This is a genomic window from Rhodoferax sp. GW821-FHT10B06 (genome assembly GCF_059415605.1).
This window is the reverse complement of sequence record NZ_JBWKNO010000005.1, coordinates 142,076-157,359: the sequence shown is the minus strand read 5'-3', so window position 1 is coordinate 157,359 and position 15,284 is coordinate 142,076. Positions and strand designations below refer to the sequence as shown.

Annotated in this window: 12 protein-coding genes; 3 read left to right on the top strand and 9 right to left on the bottom strand. The window is 63.2% G+C overall.

Features of this window, described 5'->3' with window-relative positions:
- Position 1: 1 nt before the first annotated feature.
- Genes AC07O2_RS10190 through def form a run of 4 tightly spaced genes read right to left on the bottom strand, consistent with a single transcriptional unit; the run spans position 2 to position 2,557 of the window.
- Positions 2-340 (bottom strand): AzlD domain-containing protein, encoded by a 339-nt coding sequence (locus AC07O2_RS10190; RefSeq protein ID WP_495075616.1) that lies wholly within the window; start codon positions 338-340, stop codon positions 2-4.
- Positions 337-1,071: an AzlC family ABC transporter permease gene (locus AC07O2_RS10185; protein WP_495075615.1), complete on the bottom strand. Its 735-nt coding sequence runs from the start codon at positions 1,069-1,071 to the stop codon at positions 337-339. Before AC07O2_RS10185 ends, AC07O2_RS10190 begins: the two co-directional genes overlap by 4 nt.
- Entirely contained in the window at positions 1,071-2,036 is a 966-nt protein-coding gene (gene fmt / locus AC07O2_RS10180; RefSeq protein ID WP_495075614.1) for a methionyl-tRNA formyltransferase, read from the bottom strand. The genes AC07O2_RS10185 and fmt overlap by 1 nt, the downstream gene beginning before the upstream one ends.
- Positions 2,036-2,557: a peptide deformylase gene (gene def / locus AC07O2_RS10175; RefSeq protein WP_495075613.1), complete on the bottom strand. Its 522-nt coding sequence runs from the start codon at positions 2,555-2,557 to the stop codon at positions 2,036-2,038. The genes fmt and def overlap by 1 nt, the downstream gene beginning before the upstream one ends.
- 271 nt (positions 2,558-2,828) lie before the next feature.
- Between def and AC07O2_RS10170 the strand changes: the two genes are divergently transcribed.
- Genes AC07O2_RS10170 through AC07O2_RS10160 form a run of 3 tightly spaced genes read left to right on the top strand, consistent with a single transcriptional unit; the run spans position 2,829 to position 5,749 of the window.
- Positions 2,829-4,043: a LysM peptidoglycan-binding domain-containing protein gene (locus tag AC07O2_RS10170; RefSeq protein ID WP_495075826.1), complete on the top strand. Its 1,215-nt coding sequence runs from the start codon at positions 2,829-2,831 to the stop codon at positions 4,041-4,043.
- Between the two features lie 11 nt (positions 4,044-4,054).
- Positions 4,055-5,200 carry a DNA-processing protein DprA gene (dprA, locus tag AC07O2_RS10165; protein ID WP_495075612.1) on the top strand — a complete coding sequence of 382 codons (1,146 nt, stop codon included), beginning with the start codon at positions 4,055-4,057 and terminating at the stop codon, positions 5,198-5,200.
- 45 nt (positions 5,201-5,245) lie between these two features.
- A complete protein-coding gene (locus AC07O2_RS10160; protein WP_495075611.1) occupies positions 5,246-5,749 on the top strand; it encodes a Smg family protein in 504 nt (167 codons plus the stop codon).
- Positions 5,750-5,771: 22 nt separating this feature from the next.
- Here the strand turns inward: AC07O2_RS10160 and AC07O2_RS10155 are convergent, their stop codons facing one another.
- From AC07O2_RS10155 to AC07O2_RS10135, 5 genes are all read right to left on the bottom strand, one after another.
- Positions 5,772-8,204, bottom strand: a complete 2,433-nt coding sequence (locus AC07O2_RS10155; RefSeq protein ID WP_495075610.1) for a DUF1631 family protein — start codon at positions 8,202-8,204, stop codon at positions 5,772-5,774.
- A 14-nt stretch (positions 8,205-8,218) separates the two neighbouring features.
- On the bottom strand, positions 8,219-9,169 hold the full coding sequence (gene secF, locus AC07O2_RS10150) for a protein translocase subunit SecF (protein WP_495075609.1): 951 nt from the start codon (positions 9,167-9,169) through the stop codon (positions 8,219-8,221).
- A 12-nt stretch (positions 9,170-9,181) separates the two neighbouring features.
- Positions 9,182-11,062: a protein translocase subunit SecD gene (gene secD, locus AC07O2_RS10145; protein ID WP_495075608.1), complete on the bottom strand. Its 1,881-nt coding sequence runs from the start codon at positions 11,060-11,062 to the stop codon at positions 9,182-9,184.
- Positions 11,063-11,089: 27 nt separating this feature from the next.
- Entirely contained in the window at positions 11,090-11,425 is a 336-nt protein-coding gene (gene yajC / locus AC07O2_RS10140) for a preprotein translocase subunit YajC (protein WP_495075607.1), read from the bottom strand.
- 194 nt (positions 11,426-11,619) lie between these two features.
- Positions 11,620-15,168, bottom strand: a complete 3,549-nt coding sequence (locus AC07O2_RS10135; protein WP_495075606.1) for an indolepyruvate ferredoxin oxidoreductase family protein — start codon at positions 15,166-15,168, stop codon at positions 11,620-11,622.
- Between the last annotated feature and the right edge of the window lie 116 nt (positions 15,169-15,284).

Genomic DNA, 15,284 nt, shown 5'->3' with positions numbered 1-15,284 from the left:
CTTACCAGCCCAGGCCCAGATGCAGCGGCAGATACACGGCCATGCCAACCACGATGGTCAGCAACACGTCGCGCCGCCAAAAATAGATAAGCGCACCTGCCGCAGCGCCAAAAACGCGGGCGTCCATCCAGGTAGTGATCAGATGGCCTTGCGCCATCACGATCTCGGGTAGCACCACGGCCGACAGGGCGGCTATCGGCGCATATTGCAAGCCCCGCAGCATCCAGGCTGGTAGGCTCCAACTCTTGCTGGACAGGAAGAAAAAGCAACGCGTCAACACGGTCACGCAGGCCAGGCCGCAGATGATGGCCAGGGTATGGAAGTCGATATCAGCATTCATGCAGCGGTCCCGACAGGTGCTGGGCGCAGTTTCTCCGCCCCCAGGCAGATCAATACCGCCACCGCAATCGCCACCACAATATTCAGCTTGAACGGCAGAGCATAGGCGATCACCGCCGCAATCGCCGCCACCGCCGCCGACAGCAAACGCAAGCGTGTCGTTGCCAGCGAGCACTGTATGCCCAGCAAACACAAAATCCCGGCAAAACCCAGCCCCCAGGCGGTGGGGATGAAGTTGGCCAACACCACGCCGACGATGCTGGGCAGCATCCAGCTGACCCAGGTAACGCTATTGCTGCCCGCCAAATAAGCCTCCTGGGCGCGCCGCCCGGCGGCGTCCGTCGCCGGGTGCTGGAAGCGCCGGGTGAACAGCACGTAGGTCATGTCGGTGGTCAGGTAGCCATGGCTGATGCGCTCCAGCCAGGGCAAATGTGCCAGGTAGGCCCGCAGGTGCAGGCTGAACACCACGAAGCGCAGGTTGACGCAAAACGCCGTGGCCAGTACCACCCAGGCGGGCGCGCCGGCCACCAGCAGGGGCGTAGCCGCCAGCTGCGAACTGCCCGCAAACACGGTCAAGGCCATAAACAAGGCCTCCAGCATGCCCATGCCGGACTTGGCCATGGCCACACCGGTCATCAGGCCCCAGGCCGCCATGCCGGGCGCCTGCGGCCACATTTCGGCAGCCCCCACCCTGAACTCGGCGTGGACACGGTTCGCACGCTGCAAGAACATCAGGCGGCCACCGCCTCAAACGCCATGCCCAGCTGCAGATCGGCCCCGCGCAGGAACTCGGCCACCGGCAGGCGCTTGCCGCCCGGGCGCTGCAGTTCATGGATATTTACTACAGAATTCATAGCTACTACCGCAATGTATTCCTGCGCTAGAGCACAAATTGACCCACAAGCCTGACCCGCGGGCGCAGGTGCATCCGACACCGAGGCCGACCAGACCTTCAGGCTCTCGCCGCCCAGCAGCGTCGCCGCGCCGGGGAAGGGGTTGAAGGCGCGGATACGGCGAACAATGGTCTGTGCGCTTTGCGTCCAGTCGATCGCGGCTTCGCGCTTCTCTATCTTGTGGGCGTAGCAAACGCCCTCTTCCGGCTGCACCGTACGAACCAGGGCAGGCTGCTGCGCCAGCGCCTGCACCACCATACGTCCGCCCAGCGCGGCCAGCTTGTCGTGCAGGCTGCCGGTGGTATCACTGTCCAGAATGGGCAGGGACTCGACCAGCAACATATCTCCGGTATCCAGTCCGGCATCCATCTGCATGATGGTCACGCCGGTAACGGTATCGCCCGCCTCAATGGCCCGGTGGATAGGCGCCGCGCCGCGCCAACGCGGCAACAGGCTGGCGTGGATGTTCAAGCAACCGGTGCGTGGCAAATCCAGTACCCACTGCGGCAGGATCAGCCCGTAAGCCACCACCACCATCACGTCGGCCTGCGCAGCCTGCAGCAGGCGCTGCGCCTCGGCCGCGTCCTCAGGGCATTTGCCGTCCAGCCGCAGGCTGCGCGGCTGGGCCACAGGGATGCCGTGGGCGAGCGCATGCTGTTTGACCGGCGAGGCCTGCAACTTCATGCCCCGGCCTGCGGGGCGGTCCGGCTGGGTCAGCGCCAGCACGATCTCATGGCCCGCCGCCAGCAAAGCCTCCAGGGCCACCCGGGCGAATTCGGGCGTGCCCGCAAAAATGACGCGCATCAAGCTACGTCCGACTTGCCCAGCGTGCGCCGAGTCTTGAGCATCTTGCTCTTGATGCGATTGCGCTTGAGCGGCGACAGGTATTCCACAAATACCTTGCCCTTCAGGTGGTCCATCTCGTGCTGGATGCACACGGCCAGCAGGCCCTCGGCCTCGATGGTGCGCAACACGCCCTCGCCGTCCAGAGCCGACACCTTGACCTGGGTGGAGCGCTCCACCCCGTCGTAGATACCCGGCACGGACAGGCAGCCTTCGTCGTTCACCACGCGCTCTTCGCTGGCCCAGACGATCTCCGGGTTGATCAGCACCAGGGGCTCGTTGCGCTCTTCGGATACGTCGATCACCACCAGGCGCTCGTGCACATTCACCTGGGTAGCCGCCAGGCCGATGCCGTTGGCGTCGTACATGGTTTCAAGCATGTCCTGGATCAGGGAGCGGATGCGCGCATCCACCGCAGCAACCGGTCGTGCTAAGGTGTGCAGCTTGGGATCTGGATATTGGAGAATTGAAAGTAGCGCCATGGAATCTCACCGAAAATGTCGAAGACATGCTGAAAGCCAGGCTGAAGAGCCCGGGGCTGTCCAGTCTGGCATTCGGCATGTCGTGTGTCGCTATTTTCGCTACTTTTAGGATATGGGGAGCGGCCCCTGCCGGATATTCGTTGCCCAAGCAGGGGCTTGGGCGCAGAATCGCGCGTAATTTGTCTAAGTTTTCCGTTATGCAAGGGAGCCGCTCCATCCGGGGCAGCAACCCATCAGGCGGGCATTTGTGGTGCAACAACATATGAAATACATGATGGCGGGAGTGGGGGCACGTTGGGCCTTGGCATCGACGGGAATGGCGCTCTGCGCCGGCATGCTGGGCACCACGGCACAGGCACAGAACTACCCCATTTCACCCACCCAGCAGGCCACCGCCAACGAGGTTGCCCAGGCGGGCGTGCCGCTCAGCGCTCTGGCCCCCAATGCCCCGGACCGCTACACCGTAAAGACCGGTGACACGCTGTGGGCCATTTCTGGCCTGTTCCTGACCAGCCCCTGGCGCTGGCCCGAACTGTGGGGCATGAACCAGCAGGAAATCCGCAACCCGCACCGCATCTACCCCGGCCAGGAACTGCGCCTGGTGAAGAAAGATGGCCGCGCCCTGCTGCAAGCCGGCGCGGTACCGACCGGCGACGTGGCCCAGACCGTGCGCCTGTCACCGCGCACGCGCAGCGAGCTGCTATCGGACAACGCCCTGCCTACACTCAAGACCCATTTGATCGAGCCCTTCCTGGCCGAACCACTGATCATTGACGCCACCACGCTGGAGCTAGCCCCCCGCATCGTCGCCACCCAGGAAGACCGTGTGCTGCTGAGCCGTGGCGACCGCGCCTATGCACGCGGCCCGGCCAATGCCCCGCTGAGCGACGCGCGCGGCAAGCCGCTGAACTTCCGAGTGTTCCGCAATGCCACACCCCTGCGGGACCCTGGCACCCAGGAAATCCTGGGTTACGAAGCCCAGTTCGTGGGCAAGGCCGCACTGCTTTCCAGCGAAAGCACGCAAGTCTCCAAGGACAAGGACCGTGACGGCAAACCGCTGCTGGATGTCGTCCCCGCCAGCCTCGACATCGTGGCGACCAAGGAAGAGATCAGCACCGGTGACCGCCTGGTGCCCGAACCCGAACGTGAGCTGCTGAATTTCGTGCCGCGGGCGCCCTCCAGTGTTGTGGACGGCCGGATTGTCTCGGTCTATGGCAGCGCTGTGACCAATGCGGCGCAGAACCAGATCGTGGTTATCAACCGTGGCACCAAGGACGGCATAGAGCGCGGCCATGTGCTGTCCCTGCTGTCCGACGGCCCGCGCATGCAGGACAAAACCGACCCCAGCAAAACCGACATCAAGCTGCCCGACGAGAACAACGGCCTGCTGATGGTGTTCCGCCCCTTCGAGCGGCTGTCCTATGGGCTGATCCTGCAAATCAAGTCAGGCGTCAAGATTGGTGATCGCGTAACCACGCCGCACTAAGCACAGCACGCATGGAGCGGGAAGAACTGGCGGCATGGCTACGCCTGGTGCTGACACCGGGCATAGGCAACGAAACCGCACGCCGCCTGCTGGCTGCCTATGGCCTTCCCCAGGACGTTTTCACACAGTCCCGCGCCGCGCTGGAACAATTCGTCACCCCGGCGCAAGCCAAGGCCTTACAGCTGCCACCGCCCGATGCCGTAGCCCAACTCGAAAGCACCGAAAACTGGCTGGCACAGGCCGACCCGGCCCAGGGCCAGCGCGCCGTCATCACCCTGGGGGACGCCCTCTACCCGGAATCGCTGCTGGCCATGGCCGACCCGCCGCTGCTGCTGTTTGCCCTGGGCCGCATCGACCTGTGGGAAACCGTCAGCCAGCACAGCATCGCCATAGTCGGCAGCCGCAACCCCACAGCCCAGGGCGAAACGCATGCCCAGCAGTTTGGCCAGGCTTGCGCACAGGCAGGCTGGACCGTCGTGTCCGGCTTGGCGCTGGGTGTAGACAGCGCCGCCCACCTAGGGGCACTGGAGGGCGCACACGCCGACCACCTGGCCACGGTGGCGGTAGTCGGCACCGGCCTGGACCGGGTCTATCCCAAACGCAACTTGGCACTGGCGCACCGCATTGCCCGGCATGGCGTATTGCTCAGCGAGTACCTGCTGGGCACACCGCCGCTGCCGGCCAACTTCCCCAAGCGCAACCGACTGATCGCCGGGCTGACGCAAGGTACGCTCGTGGTCGAGGCCGCGCTGCAGTCGGGTTCGCTGATCACCGCCAGGCTGGCGGCCGAACAAGGTAAAGAAGTGTTTGCGATTCCCGGCTCCATCCAGTCGCCACAGGCCCGCGGCTGCCACGCGCTGATCAAGCAAGGCGCCAAGCTGGTAGAGAACATTCAAGACGTGCTGGAGGAGCTACAACCCCAGATTGCTTCCAAAACCATAGCTACCAGCGCAGATGGAACCTGCGTCAACGAGGAAAATGATGCAGAAGACCCTCTGCTCAACGCGCTAGGTTACGACCCAGTCAGCCTGGACGCATTGGTGGCACGCACAGGCATGGATACCGCCAGCCTACAGGTTCAGCTGCTGGAACTGGAACTGGACAACCGCGTCGCGCGTCTGCCGGGCGGGCTATTCCAGCGTATGGCCGCGGCCTGATTGCTCGGGCCGTCGCGCGGCACCGATCTGCGCTATATTGGGTCCATGTTTGAAGTACTTGTTTTCGTTTATGAGAACTACTGGCGGGGTGATGCCTGCCCCGAAGCCCCCCTGCTGGAGCGCAAGCTGAGCGCGGTGGGTTTTGCTGCAGACGAAATCGCCGAGGCCATGCGCTGGCTGGATGGTCTGCAACTGGCCGCAATGGGCACAGACCCGGCCCTGATCGCCCGCACGCCGGGCACTCTGACCAACTTGCCACCCACCGTTTCGCCCACGCTCGACAGCATGCGCATCTACTCGGTGGCTGAGCAAGACCGACTGGGTGCAGACTGCCTGGGCTTCATCCACTTTCTGGAAGATGCGGGGGTACTGCCTGCTGCGATGCGGGAAATCGTACTGGACCGCGCCATGGCCACAGGCGACAACCCAGTCTGCCTGGACGACCTGAAAATCATCATCCTGATGGTCTACTGGAGTTTTGGCGAAGAACCCGACGCCCTGGTGTTGGACGAACTCTGCGACGACGCATCGGAGCGTATCGCGCACTGACTGCCCGCGTGGCACCTCGGAATTAGGCCAACAGGCGTTCGGGATTAGCGTCCAGCTTGTTCAGGGCGTCGCGGGTGGCGCGCAAGGTCAAGGTCTCATCTTCCTGCGGCACTAGCAGGCCAGCCTGCAGATAAGCCGCCAGGCGACGCGCCTGGATCAAATAGCTATGCCCGTCCATGGAGGCAAACAAATGCAGTTGCTTGCGCTCGCTGCGCCAGGCAAATTGCACACGGTTGACTTGGCGGTTGTGGTCCAACACAAACCAATGGCCCAGTTGCAGCTCTTGCGCCCAGGCCAACATGGCTTCACTGGGCTTGGAGCCGCCATCGGCAATCACATCGATGCTGGAGGCATCCATGCCCAGCATCATTTCGATATTTTCGGCATCCAGCGGCAGGTCACCCAGATCGTCGTCGCTGAAGAAATCTTCCAGATTCGCCAGGTGTACCGACATGGCTTCCAAGCGCGACTGCGGAATGGCCTCGGTCTTGGACATGAAGGCGTCGGCCAAGGTATCGCTGATACGCTTGATATGCCCTTCCTGCGCGGCCGTATCCAGACCCAACAGACCCATGCCCTGGCGCAGGCGCTGCAGCAGCATGGGTAGGCTCTGGATTACACGTGCGCGGTCGGCCCGGTTCGGCTTGGCGCTGGCCGACCAGACCAGCTCTGAGGCCGCCTTCTTCAAAGCCACGGTTTCCTCATGCTGCCGGCCGTTGCGTACAGCAGCCATGGCCAGAGCCTCGGCCCAGACCTTGAACAGGAACTCGCGGATCTCCTCGCGCACCGGCATGTCCTTGAGCATATTGCGCAGCTCAATGGTGTACTGGATGGCCAGGGTTTCTTTTTGCTCCACCTGCTGCGCCAGCGTCACCAGGCGCTGGGTACTGCCTTTTTCGGTCAAATGCTTGGACAGGAACAGGACGAATTCGTCGTAAACCAGTTGGAACACGCGCCGGCCCGTTTCAGGGTACTGTTCGATCACCTGCACCACGCGCCGAATCTCGGACTCCAGCGCGGTGCCGCCAATCGCACTGGCATCAAAGCCCATGACGCAAGAACCCATACGGTCGATCAACTGGCGTGCCGGGTGATCCACCGTGCCAAAAAACTCGGGCTCGGCCAGCGCCACGCGCAATACCGGTAGCTGCAAACGGGCAAACCAGACGCGCGCCGACGGAGGTATGCGCTCTTCGGCCAGGATGCTCTGAAACATCAGGGCCACAATCTCAATGGTGGCCTTTTCCGAGGCGGTGGCGGCTTTTTGTTTAAGCTGGTTGGAGCGCTCGCGCAAAATGCCCGCAGCCTGGGAAACATCCGCCTGGCCATATTCGTAGCGGCCGGTGGACATCAGCCCAATAGGCAAGGGACTGGTACTGCCTCCATCTTCGGGGCGCGCCACGGCGCGCGCCAAAGCGGGTGAAATCGGTTGCGCCACCGTGGCATCAAAACCACTCACATGGTCACTCAACATGCGCTTCAAATGGCCCATGACGCCCTGGGCACGACGCCGCGCCCGCAACATGGGCGAAGCCACTGTCATCATGCGGGTTTCGTCCGCTGGATGGCGCCCACGCTGGACAGACCCCTGGTTATTCGCCCCACCGCCCTGAGCGGCGTTGCCTGGAACACCCTCAGTGCCAAACGGCCTCATGGGGGGAGTTCCTGGGCCACGGGCATTCGTGAATCCACCTCCGGAATAAGAAGACGGCGCAATTTGCATTCCGTCCCATTCGGAATCCTCATCTCCCGGGCGGAATTGCGGCTCCTTGGTGAAACGCGGGGCATCTGAAGCTGAACCGGAGGCCGTACGCTTCACCCGGCCCCGCAAATCTGACGTGACCTGCACGCCGCTGGACAACAAAAACGCATTGCAAGCCGCGTAGGCTGCCAGCAGATGCGTGCCAAGCTCACGTTGCAAGACGTCGGTGACCAGTTGCAATATATTGCGCGGCAGACCAGAGCCCGCCCATTGCTCAACCAGCCAGAGCATCAGCACCTCGGGACGCAAAGGGTCCTGCGCAGCGAGTTCGCCACGTCCTTCCAGCTGCTGGATGGCGGCACTGGCATTCGCATAGGGTTCGGCCAGTCGATCCTGGATGGACAGGGACAGACGCGATGCCAGTATCTTGTTCTCGACCACATCGTCGCCCATCAACTCGAACTGCATGGACGAGCTACGTACCGGCAAAGCCGGCGCCTGGGGTTTCAGAGCCTGGCGCCAGGCATTGGCTGTCGCCTGCTCCCACACGCGGCCCTGGCGCTGGAATGCGGTCCAGGCATCACGCCGTTCCTGCATCTCGCGTGCCGGGCGAACTTCCTCGATCAGGGCCGTCAACCGGGCGCCGACCACGCGTCCAGTGACCTCCAGGCCCTGACATGCCTCCGTGACAAAGCGCTCGCGCGCTGTGCGGGCGAGTTGCAGGTCAGCAGAAGAAGGAGCGGCTGCAGCCATACGTCAATAGCAGGTCAGACAGTCGCACCTGCGTTGGGATCGTTCGGATCTTCTTTCTTGGAGGACGACTTCACTAGATCTTCTCGCTGGATACCAAGCCACATGGCAATCGCCGCGGCCACGAACACGGATGAGTAAATACCGAAGCAAATACCAATAGTGAGCGCAAGCGCAAAGTAATGCAAGGTCGGGCCGCCGAACAGCAGCATGGACAGCACCATGATCTGGGTCGAGCCGTGGGTAATGATAGTGCGGCTGATGGTGGAAGTGATCGCGTTGTCGATCACCTGCATCGGCGTCATCTTGCGCATGCGGCGGAAGTTCTCGCGGATACGGTCAAAAATCACCACCGATTCATTCACCGAGTAACCCAGCACGGCCAATACCGCCGCCAGCACCGGCAACGAAAATTCCCACTGGAAGAAGGCAAAAAAGCCCAGGATGATGACCACATCGTGCAAGTTGGCGAAGATGGCCGCCACGGCAAACTTCCACTCGAACCGGACGGCCAAGTACAGCATGATGCCCACGACCACAAAGGCCAGGGCCTTCAGGCCATCCACCGCCAGTTCGTCGCCGACCTGCGGGCCGACAAACTCGGTGCGCTTGAGCTGCACCGATGCGTCTTCGGTTTTCAGCGCGGTCAGTACCTGGTCGCTTTGCTGGGCCGAGGTCACACCTTTTTGCACCGGCATGCGAATCAGCACGTCCTGCGAGGTGCCGAAGTTCTGCACCTGCACATCCTGCAGGCCCAGGCCGGCCACCACCGTACGCACCTTGGTCAGGTCGGCCGGCTGAGAATAGCTGACCTCCATCAGAGTGCCGCCAGTGAACTCCACTGACAAATGCAGGCCGCGCGAGAACAGGAAGAACACCGCCGCCACAAAGGTGAGGAAGGAAATGATGTTGAACACCAACGCATGCCGCATGAACGGGATGTCGCGGTGGATCTTGAAAAACTCCATGGTGTCGCGTCCTTACTTGGCGTTGGTTTCAACGGCGGCATCGGGCCGCCACACAGTGCCGATGGACACGGTCTTGAGCTTCTTCTGGCGGCCATACCACAGGTTGACCAAGCCACGTGAGAAGAACACACTGGAAAAGATACTGGTCGCAATACCCAGCACGTGCACCACCGCAAAGCCGCGCACCGGGCCGGAGCCAAATGCCAGCAGGGCGATACCCACGATTGCGCTGGTGATGTTCGAGTCCAGAATCGTCGCCCAGGCGCGGTCAAAACCGGCGTGGATAGCGGCCTGCGGCGAGGCGCCGGCACGCAGCTCTTCACGCACGCGTTCGTTGATCAGCACATTGGAGTCAATCGCCATACCCAACACCAGAGCCATCGCCGCCATACCGGGCAAGGTCAAGGTGGCCTGCAGCATGGACAGCACGGCCACCAGCAGCAGCAAGTTGAAAGCCAACGCAATACTCGAGAACACGCCAAACAGCATGTAGTAGCCGCACATGAAGGCCGCCACGGTCAGGAAGCCCCACAGCACGCTGTGGAAGCCCTTGGAAATGTTCTCCGCCCCCAGGCTCGGGCCGATGGTGCGCTCTTCGATGATTTCCATCGGCGCAGCCAACGAGCCGGCGCGCAGCAGCAATGCGGTGTCGCTGGCTTCCTGGGTCGTCATGCGGCCCGAGATCTGCACCCGGCCACCGGCGATTTCGGAACGGATCACCGGCGCGGTCACGACCTCGCCCTTGCCCTTTTCGAACAGGATGATGGCCATGCGCTTACCGATGTTTTCACGCGTCACATCCTTGAAGATGCGCGAACCTTTGGCGTCCAGCGTCAGGTTGACGGTGGGCTCCTGGGTCTGGCTTTCAAAGCCGGGCTGGGCATCGGTCAGGTTTTCGCCGGTCAGCACGACCTGCTTCTTGACGATCACCGGCTGGCCGCTGCGTTCCAGGTAGCGCTCATCGCCAAACGGTACGGCGCCATTGCCCACGGAGGCAGCGGCGGCTTCGGTACTTTCGTCCACCAGGCGCACTTCCAGGGTAGCGGTACGGCCCAGGATGTCCTTGGCCTTGGCGGTGTCCTGCACGCCCGGCAGCTGCACCACGATGCGGTCCAGGCCCTGCTGCTGGATCACCGGCTCGGACACGCCGAGTTCGTTGATACGGTTGTGCAGGGTGGTGATGTTTTGCTTCAACGCCTGGTCCTGCACGCGGCGCGCGGCCTCGGGGCGGATAGTGGCGGTGAGCTTGTATTCGGTGCCGTCGGGCGCGTCGGTGGTGATCAGGTCGGGGAACTGGTCTTGCACCACGGCCTTGCCGGCGGCCAGGGTTTCGCTGTCGCGGAAACGCACTTCGATGGCCTGGCCATTGCGGCTGATGCCGCTATGGCGCACATTCTTGTCGCGCATGCTGGAGCGCAGGTCGCCGGTCAGCGACTCGGCCTTCTTGCTCAGCGCGGCCTGCATGTCCACCTGCAGCATGAAGTGCACGCCGCCACGCAAGTCCAGGCCCAGATACATGGGCACGGCACGCAGTGCGGTCAGCCACGAGGGCGAACGCGACAGCAGATTCAACGCAACCACGTAGCTGGCGTCGTTGGCATCGGGCACCAGCGCCTTTTGCACCACGTCCTTGGCCTTGAGCTGGCTGTCGGTGGAATCAAAACGGGCCTTGACCGAGTTGCCGTCGATCTCGACCAGCGTGGGCGCCAGACTATTGGCAGCCAGGGCTTCTTGCACCTTGGCCAGGGTGGTGCTGTCGATCTTGACCGACGAGCGAGCCGCCGAGACCTGCACCGCGGGTGCTTCACCAAAGAAATTGGGCAGGGTGTAAATGGTCCCCACCAGTAGCGCGACCAGAAGGATCACGTACTTCCATACCGGGTATCGATTCATGATCGCGCTTGCGCTTCCAGCTTCTAATTATTTAACCGTGCCCTTGGGCAGGACTTGGACGACAGCGCTGCGTTGCAGCTGTACTTCAACGCCGTTGGCGATCTCCAGGCTGACAAAGCCGTCGCCCAGCTTGGTGACCTTACCCAGCAGGCCGCCGGTGGTGACGACTTCATCGCCCTTGGCCAGCGCGTCGATCATGGCGCGGTGCTCTTTCTGCTTTTTCATCTGGGGGCGGATCATGACGAAGTACAGCACCACGAACATCAGGATCAGCGGGAGCATGCCCGTAATGGACGACATCATGTCACCACCGGCGGCTGCAGCAGCGGGGGCAGTTTGGGCAAAAGCAGAGGAAATGAACACAAATGGCTCCAACTTCGAAATACAAAATAAACCCGCAGGCAGGGCGCGACGAGCGCCGACCCGCCAGGCGAGGGCAACGCCGATTGTATGCGGCAGGATTGCTGCGCCCAAACCGAGCACAGGCCGGGCGTGTGTGGCCAAGGGTTGCTATATTTAATATAGCTTACAGCACAGGTAATACCTGCGCCAGAGACCTATTTTGTACTGGAGTTAAAAGCAGCCGTCTGCGCCACCCATTCAGCCCGGGCGGCCACCAGATGCCGCTGCTTGATGTGGCCATAGCCCCGGATGCGCTCCGGAACACGGGCCAACGCCAGCGCCGCCGCATGGTTGGCCGGCGTCAAAACCGGTAGCAGCTGGGCGATGCTGGCCCGGTATTCATCCACCAGGGCACGCTCTGCACGGCGCTCGGCCTGATAGCCAAACGGGTCGAACGGCGTGCCGCGCAGGCCTTTTAGCCGGGCCAGCCAGCGCAGCAGCAAGCCGGTGGCCGGGCCGAACTTGCGCTTTTGCAACTCGCCCTTGGCGTTTTTGCGCGACAGCAGCGGCGGCGCCAGGTGGTAGTGCAGGCGAAAGTCGCCCTCGAACTGCTCGCCAATCCGGGCCAGAAAGGCCGGATCGGTCTGCAGCCGCGCCACCTCATACTCGTCCTTGTAGGCCATGAGCTTGAACAGGTAGCGGGCCACGGCCTCGGTCAGTGGCAGGCGCGAGTCCAGCGGCTGCTCGGCCTGGCGCACCTGGGCAACGAAAGCACGGTAGCTGTCGGCGTAGGCGGCATTCTGGTAGCCCGTCAGGAACTCCACCCGGCGCTGAAGCATCGCGTCAAGCGATTCGCGCTGATGCCAGGTAATGGGCTGGGCAGGCGTCGCCACGCTGGCCGGGTCCAGCGCGGCGCGGCGCCCCCAGGCGAAGGCGGTCTTGTTGGCCTCCACCGCCATATTGTTGAGTTCGATGGCGCGCAGCAGCGAATCCAGCTGCAGCGGTACCCAGCCCTTTTGCCAGGCGTAGCCCAGCAGCATGGGGTTGGCGTACAGGCTGTCGCCCATCAGACGGTTGGCGGCGGCATCGAAGTCGAAGCTGCTCACCCCGCCAGCCCCCGCTGCTTGCAGAATGTCGGCCCCACAGGCCTCGCCGGGGTTGGTCCAGTCGGCGTTGTGCACAAAGGCCGCCGTGGGTGCGCTGTGCGTGTTCAACACCACCTGGGTACGGCCCGGACGCATGCGCAGCAGGGTTTCCGCTGCGGCGGTGACCACCGGGTCGCAGCCCAAAATCAGGTCGGCCGCCGCCTGGCCCACACGGGTGGTGCGGATGCTGTCCTGCGTGTCGGCGATCAACACATGGCTCCAGGTGGCGCCGCCTTTTTGCGCCAGGCCGGCCGCGTCCTGGGTGACGATGCCCTTGCCCTCCAGATGCGCGGCCACACCCAGCAGCTGGCCTATGGTGATGACGCCGGTGCCGCCCACGCCGGCCACCACAATGCCCCACACCGTGGCGGTGCTGGCCAATTGGGGCTCGGGCAGCAGGCCGCCGCTGAAGGGCGACGCCGCCTGGTCGCCGCGCTTCTTGCGCAGCTGCCCGCCTTCCACCGTGACAAAGCTGGGGCAGAAGCCTTTCACGCAGCTCAGGTCCTTGTTGCAGCTGGACTGGTTGATCTGGCGCTTACGGCCGAACGGCGTCTCCAGCGGCTCCACGCTCAGGCAGTTGCTCTGGTCGCCGCAGTCGCCACAGCCCTCGCAGACCAGCTCGTTAATGACCACCCGCACCGCCGGGTCCACCAGGGTGCCGCGCTTGCGACGGCGGCGCTTTTCAGTGGCGCAGGTCTGGTCGTAGATGATGATGGTCGTGCCTTGGATCTCCCGGAACTCGCGCTGGATATCGTCCAGCAAGTCACGGTGCTTGACCTCCACGCCGGCCGCCAGCGCCACGCCCTGGTACTTCTCGGGCTCGTCCGTCACCACTACGGTTTTGATAGCACCCTCCGCAAGCACAGACTGCGCTATCTGCACAACCGAGTGACCTTCCGGGCGCTCACCGACCTGCTGGCCACCGGTCATGGCCACGGCGTCGTTGTACAAAATCTTGTAGGTGATGTTCACCCCTGCGGCAATGGCCTGGCGTATCGCCAACAGACCGCTGTGGAAGTAGGTGCCGTCGCCCAGGTTGGCGAAGATGTGTTGGTCGGTGGTGAAGGGCTGCTGGCCTACCCAGGGCACGCCCTCGCCGCCCATCTGGGTGAAGGCAATCGTGCTGCGGTCCATCCAGGTGGCCATGAAGTGGCAGCCTATGCCGCCCATGGCGCGCGAGCCCTCGGGCACCACGGTGCTGGTGTTGTGCGGGCAGCCCGAGCAGTACCAGGGCAGGCGGGCCACCGGCGCATGGCGCTGGCTGAGCGCGCGCAGAGCGCTGTCCTGCGCATCCAGCACGGCCAGGTGGGCGTCCATACGGGCGGCCACGTCGGCATCCACGCCTAGCTTGTGCAGCCGCTGGGCGATGGCGCGGGCGATCAGCGCGGGCGACAGGTCGGCATTGGCGCGCAGCAAGGTGTTGGCCGTGGGGTTGGCCATGGACCATTCCCCGCCGCTGAGGTCGCCCTCGGGCTCGTTGAACTTACCCAGCACATTCGGCCGCACATCGGCGCGCCAGTTGTACAGCTCTTCCTTCAGTTGGTATTCGATGACCTGGCGCTTTTCTTCCACCACCAAAATCTCTTGCAAGCCGGTGGCGAATTCACGTGTCAGCTGGGCTTCCAGTGGCCAGACCACGGTGACCTTGTGCAGGCGCAGGCCGATGCGGCGGCAGGTTACGTCGTCCAGCCCCAGGTCGAGCAACGCCTGACGCGTGTCGTTATAGGCCTTGCCGCTGGCGATCACGCCGAATCTATCGTTCGGGCCCTCGATCACGTTGTAGTTCAGCCGGTTCGCGCGGATGTAGGCCAGGGCGGCATACCACTTGTAGTGCATGAGGCGCGCCTCCTGCTCCAGCGCGTGGTCGGGCCAGCGGATGTGCAGGCCGCCCGGCGGCATCACAAAGTCGGTGGGAATTTGGATGTCCACCCGCCCCGGGTCCACCCACACGGTTGCGCTGGACTCGACGATTTCCTGGATGGTCTTCATCCCGGCCCAGACGCCGGAAAAGCGGCTCATGGCAAACGCGTGCAGGCCCAAATCCAATATCTCCTGCACATTGGTCGGGAAGAACACCGGCAGCCCACAGGCTTTGAAGATATGGTCGCTCTGGTGGGCGGCGGTGGAGCTTTTGGAAATATGGTCGTCGCCGGCCACCGCGATCACGCCGCCCAAGGCCGTGGTGCCGGCCATGTTGGCGTGCTTGAACACATCCGAACAGCGGTCCGCGCCCGGCCCCTTGCCGTACCAGATGCCGAATACGCCGTCGAACTTGTTAGTGCCCGGGGGGGAGAAGCCCAGCTGCTGCGTACCCCATACAGCGGTGGCGGCCAGCTCCTCGTTCACGCCGGGCTGGAACACGATGTTCTGCGCTTTGAGGTATTTCTCGGCCTTCCACAGCGCCTGGTCGTAAGTGCCCAGCGGCGAGCCCCGGTAGCCGCTGATGAAGCCCGCCGTGTGGTGGCCGGCCTGCACATCGCGCAGCTGCTGCAGCATGGGCAGCTTGACCAGGGCTTGCACCCCGCTCATGAAGGCGCGCCCGTGGTCCAGGCGGTATTTGTCATCCAACGAGGCGCTTTCCAAAGCCTTGCGGATGCTGTCGGGCAACGGTGCATTCATCGTGCTTGTCTCCAACGGAGTGGGCTCCGCTTTGAGAAAAAGTGTATGCCGGCACACGCGGTAAGTGTTTGCGTTTTTTGCCTCGTTTCCCCTACTTCGCGAAAGGATCTTGCGCA

Coding starts and splice junctions, on each gene's coding strand:
- AC07O2_RS10190 (WP_495075616.1), bottom strand. CDS start 340: ATGAATGCTGATATCGACTTCCATACCCTGGCCATCATCTGCGGCCTG.
- AC07O2_RS10185 (WP_495075615.1), bottom strand. CDS start 1,071: ATGTTCTTGCAGCGTGCGAACCGTGTCCACGCCGAGTTCAGGGTGGGG.
- fmt (WP_495075614.1), bottom strand. CDS start 2,036: ATGCGCGTCATTTTTGCGGGCACGCCCGAATTCGCCCGGGTGGCCCTG.
- def (WP_495075613.1), bottom strand. CDS start 2,557: ATGGCGCTACTTTCAATTCTCCAATATCCAGATCCCAAGCTGCACACC.
- AC07O2_RS10170 (WP_495075826.1), top strand. CDS start 2,829: ATGATGGCGGGAGTGGGGGCACGTTGGGCCTTGGCATCGACGGGAATG.
- dprA (WP_495075612.1), top strand. CDS start 4,055: ATGGAGCGGGAAGAACTGGCGGCATGGCTACGCCTGGTGCTGACACCG.
- AC07O2_RS10160 (WP_495075611.1), top strand. CDS start 5,246: ATGTTTGAAGTACTTGTTTTCGTTTATGAGAACTACTGGCGGGGTGAT.
- AC07O2_RS10155 (WP_495075610.1), bottom strand. CDS start 8,204: ATGGCTGCAGCCGCTCCTTCTTCTGCTGACCTGCAACTCGCCCGCACA.
- secF (WP_495075609.1), bottom strand. CDS start 9,169: ATGGAGTTTTTCAAGATCCACCGCGACATCCCGTTCATGCGGCATGCG.
- secD (WP_495075608.1), bottom strand. CDS start 11,062: ATGAATCGATACCCGGTATGGAAGTACGTGATCCTTCTGGTCGCGCTA.
- AC07O2_RS10135 (WP_495075606.1), bottom strand. CDS start 15,168: ATGAATGCACCGTTGCCCGACAGCATCCGCAAGGCTTTGGAAAGCGCC.